General features: G+C 58.8%; 24 protein-coding genes and 1 pseudogene. 16 read left to right on the top strand and 9 right to left on the bottom strand.

The window, feature by feature from the left end; translation table 11 throughout:
* Positions 1–28 precede the first annotated feature (28 nt).
* Genes RHSP_RS26035 through RHSP_RS26020 form a run of 4 tightly spaced genes read left to right on the top strand, consistent with a single transcriptional unit; the run spans position 29 to position 3,583 of the window.
* Complete coding sequence (locus RHSP_RS26035) at positions 29–1,804, top strand: cytochrome c oxidase subunit I (RefSeq protein ID WP_004125544.1); 1,776 nt, start codon at positions 29–31, stop codon at positions 1,802–1,804.
* The gene (locus RHSP_RS26030) at positions 1,801–2,505 is read left to right on the top strand and encodes a cytochrome c oxidase subunit 3 (RefSeq protein ID WP_004125540.1); all 705 of its coding nucleotides are present in this window, start codon (positions 1,801–1,803) and stop codon (positions 2,503–2,505) included. Before RHSP_RS26035 ends, RHSP_RS26030 begins: the two co-directional genes overlap by 4 nt.
* A 12-nt stretch (positions 2,506–2,517) precedes the next feature.
* Positions 2,518–3,240 (top strand): heme-copper oxidase subunit III family protein, encoded by a 723-nt coding sequence (locus RHSP_RS26025; protein ID WP_004125537.1) that lies wholly within the window; start codon positions 2,518–2,520, stop codon positions 3,238–3,240.
* A 10-nt stretch (positions 3,241–3,250) separates the two neighbouring features.
* On the top strand, positions 3,251–3,583 hold the full coding sequence (locus tag RHSP_RS26020; RefSeq protein ID WP_004125535.1) for a cytochrome C oxidase subunit IV family protein: 333 nt from the start codon (positions 3,251–3,253) through the stop codon (positions 3,581–3,583).
* Between the two features lie 366 nt (positions 3,584–3,949).
* Here the strand turns inward: RHSP_RS26020 and RHSP_RS26015 are convergent, their stop codons facing one another.
* Complete coding sequence (locus RHSP_RS26015; protein WP_004125532.1) at positions 3,950–4,309, bottom strand: SPW repeat protein; 360 nt, start codon at positions 4,307–4,309, stop codon at positions 3,950–3,952.
* Between the two features lie 647 nt (positions 4,310–4,956).
* Here RHSP_RS26015 and RHSP_RS26010 point away from each other — a divergent pair.
* Positions 4,957–5,505 (top strand): phosphatase PAP2 family protein, encoded by a 549-nt coding sequence (locus tag RHSP_RS26010; protein ID WP_004125529.1) that lies wholly within the window; start codon positions 4,957–4,959, stop codon positions 5,503–5,505.
* Positions 5,506–5,624: 119 nt separating this feature from the next.
* On the opposite strand, the gene RHSP_RS26005 is transcribed toward RHSP_RS26010, so the two are convergent.
* Positions 5,625–5,948: a hypothetical protein gene (locus tag RHSP_RS26005; RefSeq protein ID WP_004125526.1), complete on the bottom strand. Its 324-nt coding sequence runs from the start codon at positions 5,946–5,948 to the stop codon at positions 5,625–5,627.
* Between the two features lie 417 nt (positions 5,949–6,365).
* On the opposite strand from RHSP_RS26005, the gene RHSP_RS26000 reads away from it, so the two are divergent.
* Positions 6,366–6,881: a hypothetical protein gene (locus tag RHSP_RS26000; RefSeq protein ID WP_004125523.1), complete on the top strand. Its 516-nt coding sequence runs from the start codon at positions 6,366–6,368 to the stop codon at positions 6,879–6,881.
* Here RHSP_RS26000 and RHSP_RS25995 read toward each other — a convergent pair.
* Both RHSP_RS25995 and RHSP_RS25990 read right to left on the bottom strand, forming a co-directional pair.
* Complete coding sequence (locus RHSP_RS25995; protein WP_004125521.1) at positions 6,875–7,519, bottom strand: response regulator; 645 nt, start codon at positions 7,517–7,519, stop codon at positions 6,875–6,877. The genes RHSP_RS26000 and RHSP_RS25995 overlap by 7 nt on opposite strands.
* Positions 7,516–8,949, bottom strand: a complete 1,434-nt coding sequence (locus RHSP_RS25990) for a sensor histidine kinase (RefSeq protein ID WP_004125518.1) — start codon at positions 8,947–8,949, stop codon at positions 7,516–7,518. Before RHSP_RS25990 ends, RHSP_RS25995 begins: the two co-directional genes overlap by 4 nt.
* A gap of 282 nt (positions 8,950–9,231) precedes the next feature.
* Between RHSP_RS25990 and RHSP_RS25985 the strand changes: the two genes are divergently transcribed.
* Positions 9,232–9,930, top strand: a complete 699-nt coding sequence (locus tag RHSP_RS25985) for a hypothetical protein (protein WP_004125516.1) — start codon at positions 9,232–9,234, stop codon at positions 9,928–9,930.
* A 60-nt stretch (positions 9,931–9,990) separates the two neighbouring features.
* Here the strand turns inward: RHSP_RS25985 and RHSP_RS25980 are convergent, their stop codons facing one another.
* The gene (locus RHSP_RS25980) at positions 9,991–10,731 is read right to left on the bottom strand and encodes a DedA family protein (RefSeq protein ID WP_004125513.1); all 741 of its coding nucleotides are present in this window, start codon (positions 10,729–10,731) and stop codon (positions 9,991–9,993) included.
* A gap of 318 nt (positions 10,732–11,049) precedes the next feature.
* Here RHSP_RS25980 and RHSP_RS25975 point away from each other — a divergent pair, with 318 nt between their 5' ends.
* Both RHSP_RS25975 and RHSP_RS25970 read left to right on the top strand, forming a co-directional pair.
* Complete coding sequence (locus RHSP_RS25975; RefSeq protein WP_004125511.1) at positions 11,050–11,724, top strand: response regulator transcription factor; 675 nt, start codon at positions 11,050–11,052, stop codon at positions 11,722–11,724.
* Positions 11,724–13,100 carry a sensor histidine kinase gene (locus tag RHSP_RS25970; protein WP_004125509.1) on the top strand — a complete coding sequence of 459 codons (1,377 nt, stop codon included), beginning with the start codon at positions 11,724–11,726 and terminating at the stop codon, positions 13,098–13,100. The genes RHSP_RS25975 and RHSP_RS25970 overlap by 1 nt, the downstream gene beginning before the upstream one ends.
* A gap of 48 nt (positions 13,101–13,148) precedes the next feature.
* Here RHSP_RS25970 and RHSP_RS25965 read toward each other — a convergent pair whose 3' ends face one another.
* On the bottom strand, positions 13,149–13,424 hold the full coding sequence (locus RHSP_RS25965; protein ID WP_004125507.1) for a hypothetical protein: 276 nt from the start codon (positions 13,422–13,424) through the stop codon (positions 13,149–13,151).
* Between the two features lie 339 nt (positions 13,425–13,763).
* Here RHSP_RS25965 and RHSP_RS25960 point away from each other — a divergent pair, with 339 nt between their 5' ends.
* The 6 genes from RHSP_RS25960 to RHSP_RS25935 all read left to right on the top strand — a co-directional run bounded on the left by RHSP_RS25960 (position 13,764) and on the right by RHSP_RS25935 (position 17,806).
* A complete protein-coding gene (locus RHSP_RS25960) occupies positions 13,764–14,726 on the top strand; it encodes a LysR family transcriptional regulator (RefSeq protein WP_004125505.1) in 963 nt (320 codons plus the stop codon).
* Between the two features lie 85 nt (positions 14,727–14,811).
* Positions 14,812–15,522 (top strand): SDR family NAD(P)-dependent oxidoreductase, encoded by a 711-nt coding sequence (locus tag RHSP_RS25955; RefSeq protein ID WP_004125503.1) that lies wholly within the window; start codon positions 14,812–14,814, stop codon positions 15,520–15,522.
* A 26-nt stretch (positions 15,523–15,548) separates the two neighbouring features.
* The gene (locus RHSP_RS25950; protein WP_004125500.1) at positions 15,549–15,821 is read left to right on the top strand and encodes a tautomerase family protein; all 273 of its coding nucleotides are present in this window, start codon (positions 15,549–15,551) and stop codon (positions 15,819–15,821) included.
* Between the two features lie 186 nt (positions 15,822–16,007).
* On the top strand, positions 16,008–16,697 hold the full coding sequence (locus RHSP_RS25945) for a type 1 glutamine amidotransferase domain-containing protein (protein WP_004125497.1): 690 nt from the start codon (positions 16,008–16,010) through the stop codon (positions 16,695–16,697).
* 216 nt (positions 16,698–16,913) lie between these two features.
* A complete protein-coding gene (locus tag RHSP_RS25940) occupies positions 16,914–17,093 on the top strand; it encodes a hypothetical protein (RefSeq protein ID WP_037154491.1) in 180 nt (59 codons plus the stop codon).
* A 2-nt stretch (positions 17,094–17,095) separates the two neighbouring features.
* Positions 17,096–17,806 (top strand): glutathione S-transferase family protein, encoded by a 711-nt coding sequence (locus RHSP_RS25935; RefSeq protein WP_004125494.1) that lies wholly within the window; start codon positions 17,096–17,098, stop codon positions 17,804–17,806.
* Positions 17,807–17,866: 60 nt separating this feature from the next.
* Here the strand turns inward: RHSP_RS25935 and RHSP_RS35720 are convergent.
* The 3 genes and pseudogenes from RHSP_RS35720 to RHSP_RS25925 form a co-directional block, all read right to left on the bottom strand.
* Positions 17,867–18,073: pseudogene (locus RHSP_RS35720) on the bottom strand (phenazine biosynthesis protein PhzF); the annotation flags it as partial.
* A 111-nt stretch (positions 18,074–18,184) separates the two neighbouring features.
* Positions 18,185–19,111: an MYG1 family protein gene (locus RHSP_RS25930; protein WP_037154486.1), complete on the bottom strand. Its 927-nt coding sequence runs from the start codon at positions 19,109–19,111 to the stop codon at positions 18,185–18,187.
* Between the two features lie 158 nt (positions 19,112–19,269).
* Positions 19,270–19,638: a nuclear transport factor 2 family protein gene (locus tag RHSP_RS25925; RefSeq protein ID WP_037154483.1), complete on the bottom strand. Its 369-nt coding sequence runs from the start codon at positions 19,636–19,638 to the stop codon at positions 19,270–19,272.
* A gap of 210 nt (positions 19,639–19,848) precedes the next feature.
* Here RHSP_RS25925 and RHSP_RS25920 point away from each other — a divergent pair, with 210 nt between their 5' ends.
* On the top strand, positions 19,849–20,748 hold the full coding sequence (locus RHSP_RS25920; RefSeq protein WP_004125491.1) for a LysR substrate-binding domain-containing protein: 900 nt from the start codon (positions 19,849–19,851) through the stop codon (positions 20,746–20,748).
* Positions 20,749–20,798: the final 50 nt, after the last annotated feature.

The raw sequence follows: 20,798 nt of genomic DNA, 5'->3' as shown, positions 1-20,798 counted from the left end.
GCATTGGAGGGAACAGGGAGGATGTAATATGGTCGACATCGGATCCGGCACCGAGCAGGTCATCCGGCCCGCTGAAGTCGAGGATGTGGAGCTTTATCACCCGAAAAGCTGGTGGACGAGATACGTCTTCAGCCAGGATGCCAAGATCATCGCCGTTCAGTATGCCCTAACCGCCATTTCGATCGGCATGGTGGCACTGGTGCTGTCCTGGCTGATGCGCCTGCAGCTCGGCTTTCCAGGCTACTTCTCCTTCATCGATTCGGAGCACTATTATCAATTCATCACCATGCACGGCATGATCATGGTAATCTACCTGCTAACCGCGCTGTTCCTCGGTGGCTTCGGCAACTATTTGATCCCCTTGATGCTTGGCGCGCGTGATATGGTGTTTCCCTATGCGAACATGCTGAGCTACTGGCTCTATTTGCTTGCAGTCATCGTGCTGGTCGTCAGCTTTTTCGCACCAGGCGGACCTACGGGTGCCGGATGGACACTCTATCCACCACAAGCCCTTCTGTCGGGTACGCCGGGAGGGCGTGACTGGGGCATCATCCTCATGCTGTCGTCGCTGATCCTGTTCATTATCGGCTTCACGATGGGCGGGCTGAATTATGTCGTCACGGTGCTGCAGGCGCGCGCGCGTGGCATGACGCTGATGCGAATGCCCTTGACGGTATGGGGTATATTCACCGCGACCGTCATGGCGCTTCTCGCTTTCCCGGCGCTCTTTGTCGCCGCTGTCATGATGTTGTTCGACCGGTTGCTGGGCACGAGTTTCTTCATGCCCGCCATTGTCGAGATGGGTCAGCAATTGCAACAAGGGGGCGGCAGCCCCATTCTGTTCCAGCACCTGTTCTGGTTCTTCGGCCACCCGGAAGTCTATATCGTGGCGCTTCCGGCGTTCGGCATCGTCTCGGATCTGATCAGCACCCATGCACGCAAAAACATCTTCGGCTACCGGATGATGGTCTGGGCAATCGTCATCATCGCAGCGCTAAGCTTCGTTGTGTGGGCGCACCATATGTATGTCAGCGGCATGAATCCGAACTTCGGGTTCTTCTTCGCGACCACGACGTTGATCATTGCCATCCCGACGGCGATCAAGGTCTATAATTGGGTACTGACGCTTTGGCGCGGCGATATCCACCTGACATTGCCGATGCTGTTTGCGCTGGCCTTTATCGTTACATTCATCAATGGCGGATTGACGGGCCTCTTTCTCGGCAATGTCGTGGTCGACGTGCCGCTGTCCGATACCATGTTCGTCGTTGCCCATTTCCATATGGTGATGGGGGTTGCACCGATCCTGGTGATCTTCGGCGCGATCCATCATTGGTATCCGAAAGTCACGGGTCGCATGCTGAACGTCGTAATGGGTCATATCCACTTCTGGATTACCTTTCTCGGTGCCTATGCCATATTCTTCCCCATGCACTATCTCGGCCTGATGGGCGTGCCGCGCCGCTATTACGAGCTGGGCGAAACCGCTTTCATTCCACCGTCGGCGCATACGCTGAATATGTTCATCTCCGTCGCCGCGCTGATCGTCGGCGCCGCTCAACTTCTGTTCCTGTTCAATCTTGCCTGGAGCCTTCGTTGGGGTAGGCAAGCGGGCGGCAACCCGTGGCGGGCAACGACATTGGAATGGCAGACGCCGCAGACCCCGCCGGTTCATGGAAATTGGGGCAAGGAGCTGCCGATCGTCTATCGCTGGCCGTATGATTACAGCGTTCCCGGAGCGGACCAGGATTTCCTGCCGCAAAACCAGCCGGCGTCAGGCGGGCTGTCCGAGAGGGCGTCATGAGCGTCATTCTCGTTTTCATGGGCGGGATCGGCTGCATTATTGCTTGGTGGATGGCAAGGCAGCGGCTGACCTCAAAGCCCTGGCTGGAAGTGGGCCTGGCAGACGATGCGCCTGGGATGCGGGGATCATCGGCGGCAATAGCGAAACTCGGGCTCGGCATTTTTCTTGCGGTCGTCGGCGCGCTGTTCGCACTGCTCATCAGCGCCTATCTCAGCCGCATGGGCGGCTCCGACTGGTGGGGTATCCCGATCCCGCGGCTGCTGTGGGTGAATACTGCAGCCCTCGCCGCCAGCAGCATGGCGCTGCACTGGGCGAAATCGGAAGCGCATCTTGAGCGCGGCGACATGCTGAATACGGCTCTTACTGTGGCGTTTGCAACGGCCGTTCTCTTTGTTACCGGGCAGGTTCTCGCGTGGCGGCAACTGATGTCGGCCGGCTATGTGCTGGCGGATAACCCGTCAAACAGCTTCTTCTACATGATCACCGGATTGCATGGCCTGCACATATTGGGCGGACTTTTCGTGCTTGGACGAACCACAATCCGCGCCCGGATCGGCCTGGTGCCGGCAAGAATTCGTCTGAGCGTGGAACTCTGCGCCATCTACTGGCATTTCATGCTGATCGTCTGGCTGGTCCTTTTCGCGCTCTTCTCCGGTTGGGCGAATAGTTTTGTCGATCTCTGCCGTCAATTGGTCACCTGAGGAGGTTCGACGATGACCGAATCCATGGAAAGACCGCTAAGCGATCCACCACTACCGGCCACAGGACTGCGCGGCGTTGCCGTTGATCTGTCGTCCGACCAGCGAGCGTTTAAAAACGTCTCCTGGGGCAAGGCGATGATGTGGATATTCCTCCTGAGCGACACTTTCATTTTCGGGTGTTTTCTGTTGGCCTATATGACCGCGCGCATGTCGACCACGGTTGCCTGGCCCGATCCCAGCAAGGTTTTCGCCCTGACGATCGGTGGGAAAGAAATTCCGCTGATCCTGATCGCCATCATGACCTTCGTCCTTATCAGCAGCAGCGGCACGATGGCTATGGCCGTCAACTTCGGATACCGCCGCGATCGCCGCAAGACCGCCGCCCTGATGTTGGCGACGGCGGCCCTCGGCGCGACATTCGTTGGAATGCAGGCATTCGAATGGACCAAACTGATTACGGAAGGTGTCCGCCCCTGGGGGAACCCGTGGGGTGCGGCGCAGTTCGGTTCGTCCTTTTTCATGATCACCGGATTTCACGGCACCCACGTCTCGATCGGCGTCCTGTTCCTTCTGATCATGGCACGCAAGGTGTGGCGGGGAGACTTCGATCAGGAAAGACGGGGATTTTTCACGAGCCGGAAAGGTCACTACGAGATCGTCGAGATAACGGGGCTTTACTGGCACTTTGTGGATCTGGTCTGGGTATTCATCTTTGCATTCTTCTATCTGTGGTGAGGACAGCATCATGGCGCAGGAACAGGCTCATTCCGGGCAACAGCATCCGCTGAAACTTTACATGGTGGTCTGGGGACTGCTTTTCGTCCTCAGCACCTTCTCCTACCTCGTCGACTATCTCGGCATCCAGAGCTATCTCAGATGGTCCTTGATCCTCCTCTTCATGGTCCTGAAGGCCGGGCTGATCGTTGCGATTTTCATGCACATGGCGTGGGAGCGGCTGGCATTGATCTGCGCCATCTTGTTTCCCCCGGTCTTCGTGCTTGTCTTCACCGCTTTGATGGTGTCGGAATCGCACTATACAGCCCTCACCCGACTGACCTTTTTCGGGGCGGGTCCTTAGGAGCCGGCGTCACGCGCACAGGGGAAGTACAGCTCTCCTGACTCTGACCAGTCTGGCCCAACCAACGTCGGCGCCGTTGATGCATCAATCGCCCGTGATCTCGGAATCCGTTATCACTTGACCGGACCGCAGCTTCAGTGCGGTTAAGACGACGCCTACGGACGCACGCCTGCATCTATAAGAACGCAAAGGTTCCGTACCCTCGTGCGGTCGACCGCGGGTCATCATTGTGTATTTTGCTCTTTTGGTATCGTCCCCTGCCCGCCAGCCCGTGTGGATAGCGGGCAAGGTGGATGCTGCCTGTCGATTTGAGGCGGCGGCTTACGGGTTGCGTCAAGCGACCACCCATAGATGCGATACGGGCGCCTAAGCGTGGGCGTGTGGATGATGAACGTCCCAGACTGCCCACAGCGAGGCAGCCGCAACCAGCACGCCGAGAACGATATCCGTCCACATCGCGTTTGCATTTGCGGCAAAACCAAGCAGCCAGGGGGATGCAATCAACCAGAGACCAAGCACCATTTTGGCCCATTCCTCCCATTCGGCGAATGCGGAAAGTGCCGCAGACGCCAGCAAACCCAACATTACGGCAACTATCCACGCATTCCAGCTTGGCATTGCCTCACTTGTGAAGCCGAAGATCCACGGAGAGACAAATAAGCACACGGCCAGAAGCAGGCATACCCAATCCTGGGTTCTTCTTCCTTCCTTCAAAGTGATTGCCATGACAACCTCCTCACACAAGAAGCCTAACGACGGCTCCGTCCAGCGTGAATTTCACGCCTAAGTATATAAGTAATATCTACAATAAACAGTTCAAGATGGTGTCCAAGCGATGCCTGCGTCATTATGCTTGAAATTTCAGCTGCACTGGCTGATAGCATCCCCAGCTCTGGCTCGGTGACGAAAGGGCAGACAAAACAACCGGATTCCTCACCCCGTCCACTACCATTGACGCCGCCAAATCGTTCCGACTGCAATGCCACCGCAAAATGTGTCGTTTACAATCGTCGCTTGCAGCGGGCTTCTTCGAAATCGAGGCTTTCTGCGAAGATTGTTCAAGCCGAGCATATCGGCTCTCAACGCCCCTTAAGGACAACATCCAATATATTGATCTGATTACATAACATTGCGCCAAATCCTGTTTCGTTCGATACGAAGATAACCCCTATTAATTTCTCAATTTCCGACATGTTTCCAGATGGTTGTCCCGGACATTACCGGGGTGGGCGTTCTCCGCGGATTCCCGGCTTGCTCTCAAAGAGCATCTCAGACGCGCTGGGTTTTCTTTGCAGCGATCACAACATTGCCCTGATACTTCAGGCAGGCGTCAGTCGATTGAGGCATCCCATCACGAGACGATAGGAGACCAAATGTACAAACTCGACGCCGCCATTACCGGATGGATCAACAGCTTGTCCGGAAACAGCCTTCTGGATCATGTCGTGATCACCATCTCCAACCTCGGTGTCCCATTGCTCGTCCTGGCCGTCGCCGCCCAATGGTGGGCCGGCACCGAGCGGACAAAAACGCGCCACATCCTGATCGCCGCTGGTCTGACCTTTGTGATCGGTTTGGGGATCAACCAGATCATTCTCCTCTTCGATCAACGCCTCCGGCCCTATGACGCCGGTGTCACCCGGCTTCTGATCGAGCGCAGCAGCGATCCATCATTCCCGTCCGATCATGCGACGGCAACCTTTGCGATCGCCGCGGCCTTCCTGATCCATAATCTGCCGAGGCGCGGCCTCGTCTTCCTTTTGGCGGCAATTCTGGTGTCATTCTCGCGCATCTATATCGGTACGCACTACATCAGCGACATCATGGGTGGCGCACTGACGGCGCTCTTCGCGGCGCTCCTGGTCAAAGCCCTCTACAAGCCGGAGACAGGCGTCGATCGCTTTCTGACAAACATCCTCTAACGGGCGGTCGTCTTAAGCGCATTTCTGCTTTTCTTCGAATCGCGAAAGCGCCGCCATCCGACGGACGGAGGCAGGCGACTGATAGAATGATGTCGAGTCCAGAGATCCGCCGGAGAAATTTACGCCGCCTCGATGCGGTTCTGCTTTGAGGCCTGTTGCGAGCAATATTCAAGCTCGATCTCAAGCAGCCTCATTGCCCGGGCCAGTGCGTCCTCGGCCTCTGCGAACAAATGTGACTTGTCGCCCATTCTGGCCGCGCCATAATTTGTGGCGCGCAGCAAAACGAGGTCGGCCAGGTCGACGCATTCCGGCGTCGCTTGGACGAGGTTCATGCAGTAGCGCAAATTGATGGCGACTTCGAGAACGAATTCGGCGGCCGAAAAATCCGATATCGCACCTGGCGGCGCTGAACGGGCCAGAAATACCCTCCAGTGTTGGGTCATCATAATACCCCTCTCATCGGACCGATCGCGGTGGCAGCGATGTATCGCACGCACCAATTTTTGCGGAGACGTTATTGCGATCCGAGACACCGATTCTGCGTCGGCAAGGCCCCGGCGTGCCCGCAGTCATATCGACAAGAGGAGGGCGTTTTCAATAATGAGATCATGCAATTGGGCTTCAGTCTACCTCCATTTTCCGACGTTGGTCTGATCCCGTGTCGGTAAAAGGTCCCGATCGTGATTGCTGAAGTCCAAGCCGGCTATTCTTAGTATGATAAAACTTGACCGCGCGCCGTCTTATGGCGATCTGATATGGAGATCAGAATCTTGTCATTCGGCGATGTGGAGCGGCATTTTCGTGCCAGGGAACAATATCCGCTCGTCGCCAAATCCAGTTGAAGCCTCGGGAGGCTACAGGTGCAGTTGCGTCGTAAGCTTATTGCTATCTTGCCATGTCTGTCGCTGACCCTCGTCAGCACGGCACTGCCCTATACCGTAAAACTTCACGGCGCTTCGGCAACAGTCGTGCAGCAAACGGCTGAGGCCAAAGGGGGGAACGGCAATGGTGGCGGCAACGGCGGAGGCAACGGGAACGGCGGCGGAAATGGGAATGGGAATGGGAATGGTGGAGGCAATGGAAACGGCGGCGGAAATGGAGGGGGGAACGGCAATGGCGGCGGCAAAGGAAACGGGAGCGCCAAAGGTAATGACAATGGTCAGTCGTCGAGCACCAAGAGCGTAACGCAAAGCCAGGTTGATTCCGATCAGTCTACGGATGAAGGCAACGGCTCGATTACTGTTCAGCACAAGGATGGGATGAGCGAAAAAATACAGAGCGGACGCTATGTGATGAAAGATTCAAAGGGGCGTACGATCGTCAACCGCAATGCGACCGTCGCAGACGAGCAGCGGCTCAAATCCCTCCTTCACTGACGACGCTTTTCAAGCTCATCTCGGAATGCCATCGCAGCTTCCGTCCGGTTGCTCACCTCAAGCTTGGTGAAGATTTGCGTCATGTGATGCTTGACGGTCTTTTCATGTAGATCGAGCTTCAGACCGATATGCTTGTTGCTCAGGCCTGCGGAGGCCAATTCCAGCACTTCCCTTTCCCTGCCCGTCAGCGCGTTGAAGGGATTCACCCGAGTGCGCGATCCGGTTTCCGAAATCAGACGAGCCGACAAGGTCGGCGCGACATAGCTGTCACCGGCCGCGATGCCGCGAATGATATCTGCAAGCGTCTGAGACCCAACGCCTTTCAAAACATAGCCCTTCGCACCGCTCTTGAGTGCGGCCATCACGTCATCGCTTGCCTCGGATACCGTCAGCATCACGATCTTCTGATCGGGTATCTGTTCGAGTATGAGCGGAATGGCCTCCAGCCCTCCTCCAGGCATCGAGATATCGAGCAGCAGTATGTCTGGATGGCACTCGGCTGCTATGCGCAGTGCGTCCTCCTTGCTGCTGCCTTCGCCGACCACGCTAAATCCATCCATTTCAGTCAAGCTTCGGATGACGCCTTCCCTGAAAAGCGGGTGATCGTCTATGACTGCCAAGCTGATCGCAGCTGTCATGCCTGCTCCATTTCCTCGATGTTCAGAGACATTCGAACGGTGGTTCCCCGATTCGATGATAAAAGCTGAAACGTACCGCCTAGACTTTCAACCCGATCTCTGAGGCCGGCAAGGCCCAGTTTTTGCGGGCCGACGTCCTTCGGATCGAATCCCTGTCCCTCATCGGCAACCTCGACCACGACTAGACCCTCTTCAAACGATTGCGCAACCTTTTGCCCCATCCCGCCGGCATGGCGATAGCCATTGTTCAGGGCTTCCTGGACAAAGCGATAGACGCATATCTTTGCCGAAGTGGACAGGTCGGCCGGTATCTTGCCCGTGGAGAGCGTGACGGTGACGCCCGTGCGCCGCTCGTGCGCGCGGATTGCGCGCTCCAGGAGATCTGCCAGGTTGTCCGTCTCGATGTGGGGCAGCATCAGCCCGCTACAGATACTCCTGATCTCCGTCATGGCGTCATCAAGGCTGGTCTTGATGGTGCGCAGCGACGCCTCACGCTCGCCCGATGGGGCGGCAGGGCTAGTAAGCGTCCGGCTGTCGAGACGCAAGGAGGCGTAGGCGACCAGTTGAGCGGGACCGTCATGCAGGTCGGCGCCTATACGTCGCAAATAACTCTCGTTGAGCGCGGCCGCGCGCTGTGTTGCGCGCTGAACGCGGGCACGCAGCGCCTTGTTTTGCTCCAGGAGCGCTGAAAGTTCTACGATGCGGCCGTTAAGCGCCTTGCGCTGATTGTCTATGGTGCGGCTGCCACGCAGGACAATGATCGACAGAAGGGCGAAGAATGTAAGCGTGAACAGGGCAACGACAAGCCAGCTTAACAGACGAGCTTGGTTGAGGCTCCCTTCGAAGTCGTTGGCGACCTCGTAAAACTCGGAAACGGCGACGACCTTGCCCGACCAGGGTTGAAGCACCGGATTGTAGATCTCCAGAAGTGGCTTGCCGCTATCGCGCTCTGCGACGCTTTCTACGTCGTCGATCTGATTGAACTTGGCGACCATTTGGCCGGAAAAAGCCGTCTTAAGGCTGTCTGAAAGCGGAAACTGTCTGCCGGAGAGGTCCTTGGTGTTGGAGTAGAGTATTGTGCCGTCGCTGCTCCACAGCCGAAACGAAAACAGCCGCGTACCGAGAGCACCCTGGCCGAGCGTCTCGTCGAGAGCCCGCGCTACCGTGTCATCGAGAGCCCGGGTGGTCTGCATATCGGGAAGAAGCGGCGCGATGACGCTGTCCACGTAAAGGGCCGTGGTCGCAGCGGAATTGCGTGTCACCGCGTTTTCGATCAGACCGGCAACGATGGAGCCGACAACGAGCATCGCGCAGATCGCGACGAAACCTCCGGCAAGCAGGAACTGTCTTGCCAAGGATTGAGCGTTCCAGCGTGCGATCAAACTTGCCAGAGATAGCATATGTCTACTGTTTGTCTGCAGAACTGGCATCGTCCGCACTGATCTCCCAACCCCTTATAGCTATCCCACCGGGATGGGGTGTCAATCGCTGCAGGTTGGCATCACTCATGTCATCACCTCAAGATGGCCTTGTGACGGGGCTCATAGGATCTAAGGGACCATCGGGGATGCTCAATCAGACTATGGTCCTAGTGCACAAGGCATAAGTCCAAGCGGTGTAGAAACATGAGATTTCGGCAATATTGTAGTGCGTAGTGATTTGCTGGATACGTCCGCTGCACCAGGCTGCGGGCGTCTATAAAGGAAGTGCGCATGAAAATCCGTTCTGTCATTGGTGCTGCTGGCCTCGGTCTGGCACTCGCTGTTGCTCCCATGGGAGGAACCGCCCTTGGCTTCATAGGGGCCGCCTTCGCGAAGGGTGGAAACGGCGGCGGCAACGGCAACGGTGGAGGCCATGGCGAAGGAAAATCCGACCATGACAAGTCTGGCCGCGACCGCGACCGTGACGATGTAAGCCGCACGTCCACAACTACGACTACGACCACAACGCAGGATGATCCGTCGTCGCTGAAGCCGCATCATTTCGACAGGGATTCTGACCGGCATTCCAAAGCACATCATGCGAGCTCGAAGACGCACACCGCAAAGTTAGAAGGCAGCCTCCATTCGCTCGGGAGAAACTACCACGCCTATCTGAACTCGAAGGATCCCAAAATGGCAGCGCTCTCGGCCTATGTGAAGTCATATGCCGAATTCGAAATGAAATACGGAACGACAGCCGTGCCCACAGATCCCGCGCTTAGCGACAACGCATTGCGTTCGGCGCTGCAGCAGCTGTCGAACAAGCCGGTGACGAACCAGGAGCTTGCGGAAGCAAAGAGCATCCTCGGCGTCGGAACGAACACGGGAAAAATCGAGGAAGTTCGCGAGGCACTGGAAAGGAAAGCCGAAAAGTTGGAATCTCAGAGTGGGACGGAGGAGACTGAGACTGACCCTGACACTGTCAACTGAGGTGCTGAAATAGCGGCTTCGAGGAATTGGCCCATCGCGCCGGTCCTCTGAAGTCATCCGCTAACGGATTGGGGTCGACGGACGCCAGTCCATAGCCGGCCCGCCCGCCGGCTCTATCGCTGGGTCGGGCCTTTTCCCCCCGGACCCTGCCCGATCCGGCGATAGGCTATGGTGCTCTCTGCCGTTAGCAGCCTTGTTGCGTAGGCTCACGGCAATCAACACAGCCCCCTCGATTATCACGATTGCGATGGCAAGCCAGAAGCCAGTCTGGGTCACATCGCGTCCACTATGACGCAAGACATAGCCGAGGCAGAGGAACGGCCCGTTCCACGTCAAGCAACCAAGCGACGTCGCAGCGATGAAGGTCACAGGTTCGAGCCGCAGAGCACCAGCCGGCAGAGCCAGGTAGATCCTGACAGCCGGGATGACCTGACCAGAAAATGTCACCCAGAAGTGGTTGCGGCGGTAGGCATCGGCCAGCCGGTCGTAGAAGGAGAGCCTGAGCAGCACGCATCCGCCATAGCTGGCGACGGCTCGCCTCACCCTATGCGGCCCAAACACCCAGCCGATACCATACCAGCCAAGCCCGCCGACGACCGAGCCCGCCGTCACCGCCGCAATGAAGAGGGCGAGCATGGGGAGATCGGGCACCATCAGTCCCAGAAGCATCAAGAGGATGTACGACGGAAAAAGCGGGACGAATTTCTCAAGGATGGCGAGACAGAATATCCCTGCAAGTCCGAAGCTCATCAATAGCGTGACAGCGCCGGGCGCCTGTGCAGCCAGTTCGTGCGCCGTCATGTGAGAGGTGCCTCCAGAGATCCGGTATCGCTCGGGACGTTGCAATCTCGCGCTTTGGCGATCCGATAGTCGGGCGCTGGCGGAAAAGTCCAGACTGTGGGCATCGGTTCTTCCTTTCGAAATGAGGAAGCGAGGTCTCACACAGCCGGATTGCGAAAACCTGTCACGTCGAAAGACTTCTAAAAATGGCAAGGCATTTTGCCCGCGAAGGCCTAAAAAGCCACGGCATCGAACCGGGTCTGCAAGGTTATCTCAATGGAGGGATGCTAATAGCGCGTGAATGCCCTATCGACGCGGGCAAGCGATGGAGTTCACTGAATGCGTGTGCTTTTGGTCGAGGACGAGAAACCTATGGCCGCTGTCTTGCGCAACGGGCTGGTGCGCCACGGCATGGTCGTGGACAATGTGGAGAACCTGGCGGACGCCGACGCCGCCCTTTATGACGACGTTTACGACGCCGTGGTTCTGGATCGCAGATTACCTGACGGGGACGGCCTTTCGCTGTTGAAATCGCTGCGTGCGAGGGGCGATATCGTGCCGGTGCTGGTATTGACTGCGAAGGGCGACCTGCTCGACCGGGTTGCCGGTCTCGACAGCGGCGCGGACGACTATCTTGGCAAACCCTTCGCTTTCGAGGAACTCTTGGCCCGGCTGCGTGCAATCCTGCGCCGTCCGGCGAACCTGCAGCCCGATATCGTCAGACTTGGCCGCATGTCATTCGATTTCGCTCATCTTGAGGCGCATGTGGAAGATGTTCGCCTGCGTATGCCGCGCCGGGAATTGCTCGTGCTTGAAGCTCTGATGCGGCGCATGGGGCGCATGGTGCTGCGTGAGACGCTGATGGAGGCCGTTTTCGGCATGAACGACGAGATCGAGTCGAACGCGCTCGATACGCATATCTCCCGCCTCCGCCGCAAGCTCGCCGACGCCCACGCCGGTGTCGCCATTAGCGGCATCCGCGGTGTCGGCTATCTCCTCAGTGAGACGACATGATGCGACAGCCTTCGCTGAAGTGGCTGCTCGTCAGCAGGCTGGTGACGCTGCAGGCATGCATGATCGCGACCGCCCTGCTCATCATCACGGCAGCGCTCTGGAGCACCGGCTATCTGCTCGACGATTATGAAGGCGCCAGCCTCGACGTACTGGCCGAGGCGACGGAGCGGGATATGGCTGGCGAATTGGTACTACGAGAGACCCCTGACCTCGTCAATCTTCGGACTGGGGTGCCCGACCTGTGGTTCGCGATCCGCGACAAACAGGGGCACCGCCTGCAAAAGGGCAGTATTCCGCCAGCCTATCTGCCTGCTATCGCGATGCTCGACCAGATCAGCGACGCACGGCTGAGCAACCGGCCTGAATTGGCCGGTAAACCCGACGCGGTGATCAAATGGGTCGACAGCCCCGTCGGCCGGATCCAGATCCTGACGGGCACGAAAGGGCAGATGTCCGTGCAACGACTTGCAAGAGGTATTTCAGGCGGGCTCACCTCATTAATCCTGCCCGTCATCGTGTTGATGGCGCTTGCAACATTGCTCGCCACACCGCTGGTGGTTCGCCGGGCGCTGGTCGGTCTCCGCCGAACCGTGGCACAAGCCGCTCACATCGAGTTCGACAAGCGCGGCACCCAACTGCAGGCGAGTGACGTGCCCATCGAGATCAGCGCGCTTGTGAGGGCAGTCAACGATGCGCTGCTTCGCCTCGATGCAGGCTACGAGCGGCATCAACGTTTTCTGGCCCAGGCGGCCCATGAACTGCGCACGCCGATCGCCATCCTGAATGCGCGTATTTCAGCTCTGCCCGCCGGCACGGACAAGCGCGACCTGTTGGAAGACGCCGCGCGGCTGACGACACTCGCCGGTCAGCTGCTCGATCTTCAGCGCCTCGACCAGAAGCGCAATCACTTTCAACCCGTCAATCTGACCGCTATGGCCAAGCAGGTGCTGTTTGACCTCGGTCCCCTGGCGCTGGGTGCCGGCTATGAGGTGAACTTCGAGCCGGAAGGCGACGAGGTGTTGGTGATCGGCGACCAGACGTCGCTGGAGCGGGCTTTGACCAATCTTGTCCAGAACGCCATCGATCACGGCGGACGCCAAGGAACGATCACGGTGAGGGTGGGCAAAAGCCATTTCATCGAAGTTTCCGACGAAGGTAACGGCATCGCCTGGGACGCGCGCGAGCAGATCTTCGAACCCTTTAACCGCCTCGGCTCCGACGGACGCGGTGCCGGATTGGGGCTCAATCTGGTTCGGGAGATCATGCAGCTCCACGGCGGCGGCATTGCAGTCGTCAACGCCGGCTCCAAAGGCGCCTGCATGAAGATGACGTTTCCTTCCGAAAAGATTGCCGATGGCGGGGTGCGAGTGGCCTAAGGGGCGCAAATAGAACACCGCCGTCGCGCTTCTGCGCAGGATTGCATGCTATTCGGCGCCGATCAGAACCAGACACGGCGACGAAATCTTATGGATCGGTATGTTCGCGTGGGCCGGATCCCGCGCAACTTTCTCGATACAGGCAAAAAGATCCATCACCTTGCCGACATCCCGCTTGGCCGTTCTGGCGAGTATGCTCTTCGCTAGATCCAACCGAGCATCCGTTCGGCTATTCTCCCACTCGGCAAGTGTCGATTGACTGGTCAAACGACCGGCTAAAGCCGGAGTTGCGACCAGCGCCGCCAACCCCGCGATAACAAGCATTCTTTTTCTCACACGGTCCCCTTTCAGCTTGCGTTGGCCCAGGCAAACCGATTGCAAATCCCGAACAATGATTGTGCGCCTCGGACGGAATCGAATCGGTGATCCATACATTCGCCCCCAGCGTAGCGTCTTGGAACTAACGTGTTGAAATGTTTTCGTCCGCCGGCCGCCACCTTCCGGTTCCTCAGCGAAGACACAGCTTTGACGTTCATCCTGTGAATCGTTCCGCTTTCCTTCCGAAGTCAAACTATCCCAACCACTTCTGCCGGGTTGCTCGATTGCCGAATTCCGAACGGTTGACTACGTTATGGCCGAGATTGTTTCGCAAATCGGAATGCCATGGATCGCATCGATGCAATGAGGGTTTTTGTCGCGGCACTCGACGAGGGCAGCCTGGCAGGCGCTGGGCGCAAACTCGGCAAGTCGCCGGCCGCCGTAAGCCGGGCCATCGCCTTCCTAGAGGAGCGGGTCGGCACGGAGCTGCTTCACCGCACCACGCGCTCGCTCAAGCTGAGCGAAGCAGGCGAACGCTATGCCGTCGCCTGCCGGCGCGTTTTGACTGACCTCGAGGAGGCCGACATCGCCGCGGCCGGTGAGCGATCCGCGCCGCGGGGATTGTTGACCATTACCGCCCCCGTCGCGGCCGGCGAGGAGATCCTGCGGCCGATCGTCGATGCCTTCATGGATGAGCATCCGGCCGTCAATGTCCGGCTTTACTTCCTCGACCGCCCCGCCAATCTGATCGACGAGGGCATCGATCTGGCGCTACGTATCGCGCATCTTGCGGACTCCACGCTGGTGGCTCTTCGTGTCGGCGAGGTGCGCCGCGTGGTTGCCGCCTCTCCGCGCTATATCGATGCCAATCCGGTGATCCGTGAGCCGGCTGATCTTGCCCGCCACCAGATCGTCGCCATGACGCATTTCGGCATCGATAGCTGGAGTTTTCCGCCCGCCCCTGGGTCGACGGTGCCGCGTGCCGTCCAATTTACACCGCGACTGATCGTCAACAGCATTCGCGGCGCGGTTGCAAGCACTGTCGCCGGGCGGGGTGTCACGCGTATGTTTTCCTATCATATCGCCCCGCAGCTGCGAGACGGATCGCTCAAGATCCTGCTTGCGAACGACGAGGCGCCGCCGCTGCCCGTGCATCTGATTGCGCCGCACGGCCGGCTTCAGGTGCCCAAGGTGCGCGCTTTCGCCGATTTCGCCATCGCACGACTCAAGGCTCATTTCGCACGCTTAAGCGTGGAGGCCGATCATGCCAATATTCAACCGAATATCGGAAGAATGTCTTCCGAATAGCGTGTATTCGCTCAAATTCCGATGAGATGTAGATCTTTTGCGTCCGGTCAAGAACCGGGATCAACGCAAACATCGGATTTCGAACATGAGCAAGGAACGCAAAGTCGCCGTCATCACCGGCGCATCGCAAGGCATCGGCGAGGCCCTGGTCAAGGCCTATCTCAACCGCAACTATTGCATCGTCGCCACATCGCGGTCGATCAAACCGTCCAGCGATCCCGACGTTCTCACCATCGCCGGCGACATCGGCAATCCTGAGACAGGCCAGCGCGTCATCGCCGAGGCGCTTCGCCAGTTCGGTCGCGTCGACACGCTGGTGAACAATGCCGGCATCTTCCTCGCTGCACCTTTCACCGAGTATTCTCCTGAACAATATGTCCAAGTCGTCTCGACCAACCTCAACGGCTTTTTCTATATCACTCAGGCAGCCGTCGCAGCGATGGAGACGCAGGGCAGCGGCCACATCGTCAGCATCACCACGACGCTGGTCGAGCATGCGCTGTCCTCGGTTCCTTCCGTTCTCGCTTCGCTGTCGAAGGGTGGCATCGCTGCCGCAACGAAGAGCCTCGCAATCGAATATGCCCGTCGCGGCATCCGCGTGAATGCAGTCGCGCCGGGCGTGATCAGGACCCCGATGCACAAGCCCGAAACCCACGAGTTTCTCGGCGCGCTGCACCCGGTCGGCCGGATGGGCGAGATCGCAGATATTGTCAATGGCGTGCTCTATCTCGAAGCCGCGCCCTTCGTAACCGGCGAGATCCTGCATGTCGATGGCGGCCAGAGCGCCGGCCACTGATCGAAAATCCCAAAGGAGACACGTCAATGCCATTCGTTACTGTTAAACTAACCCGAGAAGGCACGGAGCCCGGGGTCGATCGCACGACGGCCGCGCAGAAGGCCGAGATTTACAAGGGCATCAGCCAGGTTCTGTTCGATGTACTCGGCAAGCCGCCGGAATGGACCTGGGTGGTCGTCGAGGAAGTGGAGATGGAAGACTGGGGCTGGGGCGGCATGCCCGTTGCCGAATATCGCAACAAGCTGGCCGCACAAGGTTCGGCTTCAAAAAAGCCCCAAGAAGATGGCACTAGCAACTGAACCCGCTGGTGCATCCCGAGAGGCGGAGCCTCCTTTGAGGCTCCCGACAAACGCAACATGAGGCATCTCGTCGCCGGCAGCATCGATCGGGCGCAAGCCGAACGAGAACGATGGCAGATAAGCGATTGGCCACGACCGCAGCAAAAGACAACAGCAACTTTGGACCGGACACATTAGGAGGTTGAAATGAAAATTCTTATGGTTTTGACGTCGCACGATCAGCTTGGCAGTACCGGTCGCAAGACCGGCTTCTGGCTGGAGGAACTGGCGGCACCGTACTATGCATTCAAGGACGCCGGCGCAGAAATTACCCTCGCATCGCCCAAGGGCGGCCAGCCGCCACTGGACCCGAAGAGCGACGAGCCCTCTTTCCAGACCGACTTGACCCGGCGCTTCAATGCCGACGAAGCCGCCAAGGCGCAACTCGCCGACACGGTGCGCCTCAGCAGCGTGAAGCAGGAGGACTTCGATACGGTATTCTATCCGGGCGGCCATGGGCCGATGTGGGATCTCGCTGAGGATCCGGACTCGATCAGCCTGATCGAATCCTTTGTCGCCGCCGGCAAGACCATCGCTCTTGTATGCCATGCGCCTGGCGTTCTGCATCGTGTGAGGAACTCCGACGGCACGCCCTTCGTGGCCGGACGGAGCGTGACTGGCTTCACCAACGGCGAAGAGGAAGCCGTCGGCCTGACCGAGATCGTGCCGTTCCTGGTGGAAGACGAGCTGCTGAGCCTCGGAGCTATCTTCTCGAAAGTCAAGGATTGGGGTGTCCACACCGTCGTCGATGGCCGATTGATCACTGGGCAGAATCCGGCGTCTTCCGGCCCAGCCGCCGAACTTCTAATCGAGGCGTTGCGCAAGCAAGGCAAGTAGCGCCTGCTCACGGAACTAGCGAGGAGCTTGCCCGCGCCGAAATCGTTCGCAACCGCGAGTTCCAACCATCACAGCAGCATCGGAAAACAGGCCGGGGCGACATAGACAGCCCCGGCTTCCCATTTGAAAGTCACCGCTACACAGTTGGAGGCCTTGGCTATCCCGGTTCATTCTTGACACGACCGTCAAACCTGGTGATCGTACCAAGGAAGGGCCATGGGCGCCGCCGCTGAGGGCCAAAGGATGATCGACCTCCATTGCTCGAACACTTCGAACAGCCGGAAGATCACGGTCTCTCCAGAGAAGATGCGGCAGCATTATCGCGTCGCTCCGGTGACCGAGAATGGCAAGAAAGGCCTCTTCGCTCAGACGACAAAGACCGTTGGAGAGGAGTGACCATGGGTATGGTGCTCTATGAACTCGCCGGACGCGAAGACGATCAGCTTTTCAGCCCGCATTGCTGGAAGGTGCGCATGGCACTTGCGCACAAGGGGCTTACAGCGGAAAGCCGGCCTTGGCGCTTCACGGAGAAAGACGCCATCGCCTTTTCCGGGCAAGGCCATGTGCCGGTGCTGGTCGATGGCACCGAAACGGTGAGCGATTCCTGGCGCATCGCGCAGTATCTGGAAGTCCGATATCCGGATACACCCAGCCTGTTCGGAGGCGACGCTGCCGTGCAGCTCGCCGCCTTCGTCAACGCCTGGGCTGATAAGACCTTGCTGCCCCTGATCGCCCGCATCATCCTGCGCGACATTCACGACTGCCTGGCGCCGGTCGACCAAGCCTATTTTCGCACATCGCGCGAAAAGCGTTTCGGCGAGAGCCTCGAAGCCGTCGTCGCCGATCGGATGGCTCATCTCGCGGCGTTGCGAAGCGCCCTGTCGCCACTGCGATATGTCCTGCGGGAACGCGCCTACCTGTCCGGTCCAGAGCCAGCCTATGCCGATTACTGCGTGTTCGGCATGTTCATGTGGGCACGCTGCTCGAGCCCGGCCGAGTTGCTCGAAGCCGACGATCCGGTCTTCCATTGGCGTGATCGCCTTCTCGATGCTTTCGGCGGGCTCGCCCGCTACGCCCCACATGTCCCCGCCGAAGGGGCACGGCAATAACAAGCCGCTACCGATCGAGGACTTTTCGCGGCAGGCCGCGGACAAGATCCGCTGCGTGAACTAAAGCGAAACCGTCCCTGTTATGCAGGTATTCACGCTTCCGCCGATCCATATTGCATCGCTGTCCTGTATCACGCGGACGCGCCCTCCACTTCCAAGGACGGTTCCCTGGGCCGCAGCATATGCGGTTCCGGCGATGCCGCTGCCAATCAGCCAGCGCGCTATCCCCGCATTGAGACTGCCGGTTACGGGATCTTCGAAACCGTTTGCATTGGGTGAAATAGCGGGCAGGTACGCCCTCGCCTGCCAATCGCCAACAAGCTGACAGCGCCGCCCACACTCAGGCGGCGCGTTTCAATGTCGCGTCCGTTCTCGGCGTTATTGGCCGGCTGTCGCTTCCCTGACCGCCAACTCGGCCATGGCGAGAGCAGCTTCTCGGGTCTTGGCAGCAGCGATGAAACGGCCATTGTGGCAAAAGCTCGCGCCCTTCACGCCGCATGCCACCTCTAGGTCACCGTCGGTCAAACCGGCCCAGGCCGCTGGCAGATCGGCACGCAGCTCGAAGCCCTCGTCCGCGCGGCGAATGCCGGTCAGGCACCAATCCTTTTCGCGCGGATGCACGACAAACAGCAGATGATCGGCACCAGCCTTTACGATGGCCGGACGGAACGGCATTCCCATTCGCAGTTCCAGAACTCGTCCCTCGCCTGCATCCTTGATCGCCTGATAGACAAGCGACTCGGCACGGAGTTTTGCGGCACTTTGAGCTATTTTTGCCTCGACGAAGCTGCGGGCAATGGCAAGGGCGCCATGGAAGCAGCGATCGTCGGCCGCAGGGTCGGTCTCGTCAAAGACGGGCTTTAGTGTTTCAAGCAATGCCGGCAAAGTAAGCCCGGCCAACGGTCCTGCGACCGCGGGGCTGATTGCACCGTTGTCCACCAGATCGACCGGCAGCACGAAGCTCGCATCGAAGGAAGCATGAACCGCCTCGATATGCGCTTCAGGAAGGCCGACGGCGGTGAGATAGTCACGGCCATAGTGCTTCCAGATCAGGCCGAATGAGCTGAACGGCTGACCATCGTCCCGCAATGGCGCGCCGCGCTGATGGTGATCGAAGATCCGCTCCGCCGCATCATACTTTCCGCCCACATCGTAGATGATGCGGTCTGCGCCGGGCGTAATCCATTCCGGCGCCCTGCTGCGGACCACGCGAGCCTGGGGGAATAGCCGGGTGAGGATAACGCTGGAGAGCACCTCATCAGCATGAAAGCCGCCCGAGTGGGTGACAAGGAAATTTGGAATCATGCCGCGACAAACCTCAATGCTAGCGAAAAGCCCTTTCGGGGTTGGCACCAGATAGCCGCTGCGGGATGCCAGCTCAACCCACCAAATTTCCCTTTGGCTGCATTGTGCTGCTGAGAGCGGCCCTCGCCATGCACGGGAGCTTCCTTCCGCTGGGTCGGCTAGAGCGGCAAGGGATCGAAAAACAGATAGATCTCGGCGATCCTGCCTTGCCGCGCAACAATCACATCCGTGCCCGCATATTCCGGCGATGCGCCGGGAGCACCTGAGACCCATTGGACGCGACCCGCCCGATCATCAAGAATTTCGGGCGCCTTCAAGACCGTGTATCGGAAGCTCGGATGAGCGGCGCGGATCACCCCGGCTATACGTACGATCTCGTCGCGGCCGCGATAGACGCCGTTCGGTTCATAAAACACGGCGTCCTCCGTGAAAATCTCCTCCACGACTACCCGACGGCGGGCATCATCGCCCTCGCCGAACACCTCGTGAAGATTGCGGGTAAGCAAGGTGGCAATGTCATAGGACATGATGGTTCTCCAATATGAAAATGATGCGGGGTAGCGATCGGATCTAGGCCCGGCCGCCCGACGCGAACAGAACCTTGTTTTCGAAACTTTTCTTCATTGTCTTTTTCCTTGATTGCCGCCTATCCGTCCGTCGATGAAAAGCATGCCAGGAGAACGATGATGCAGATAGCCGGCATATATGATATCCATCGTTCTGAAGGAGGAACGATGATGCGAACCGACCTGAACGATTTCGCGTATTTTGCCGAAGTGGTGGCGCATGGCGGCTTTGCGGCGGCGGGTCGCGCGCTGCGCGAGCCGAAGTCAAAGCTCAGCCGCCGCGTCGCCGGTCTGGAAGCCCGCCTCGGCGTCCGCTTGATCGAGCGGTCAAGCCGGCGCTTCAGGGTAACCGATGTCGGCCAGAGCTTCTACAAACACTGCAAGGCCATGCTGGCGGAGGCCGAGCGCGCCGAAACTCTGGTGGCGGAAGCGCAATCAGAGCCGCACGGCGTCGTTCGCATGAGCTGCCCGACGGGACTTGTGGAAGCTATCTCGCCCCTCCTCATGCAGTTCCTGGACCGCTACCCTAAAGTTCGCCTTCAGCTCGTCGTCATCGATCGCCCCGTCGACCTCATCGAGGAGCGGATTGATGTTGCGCTGCGTGTTCGAACTTCGCTCGATAGCGATGCGTCGCTGACGATGCGGTCGCTGGGGGAGTCCGTTCGTATCCTTGTCACCAACCCGCAGCTTGCAAGCAAGATCGCCGATATCGACGATCTCAAGCATTTTCCAACGCTGGCGACCACGGAAGACCAAGGGGAGATCGACTGGTATCTGACGACAAACGACGGACGCACACACATTCTTCGGCATGCGCCGCGAATGGGCTGTGCCGATTTCTCCGCGGTTCGCTCTGCCGCAATGGCGGGACTGGGGGTCGCCCTGCTCCCGGATCATACATGTCGGCAGGCACTCGATAGCGGCTCGCTCGTTCGCGTCCTGCCGGCCTGGAGTGGAATGCGGGGGCTGGTGCATCTGGTATTCACCACCAGACGAGGCCTCCCACCCGCCGTGCGAAAATTCATCGATAGTCTTGCCGCCGGATTTCTTCGAGACGCCCTGACACATTAGGCGCGTTTCACATTATCCGGCACAGTCAGAACGAACAGCGATAGCCCTGC

The organism is Rhizobium freirei PRF 81 (assembly GCF_000359745.1).
Taxonomy (GTDB): Bacteria; Pseudomonadota; Alphaproteobacteria; order Rhizobiales; family Rhizobiaceae; genus Rhizobium; species Rhizobium freirei.
Note: the sequence above shows the minus strand (reverse complement) of the source record. Positions and strands in the feature narration are given on the sequence as shown.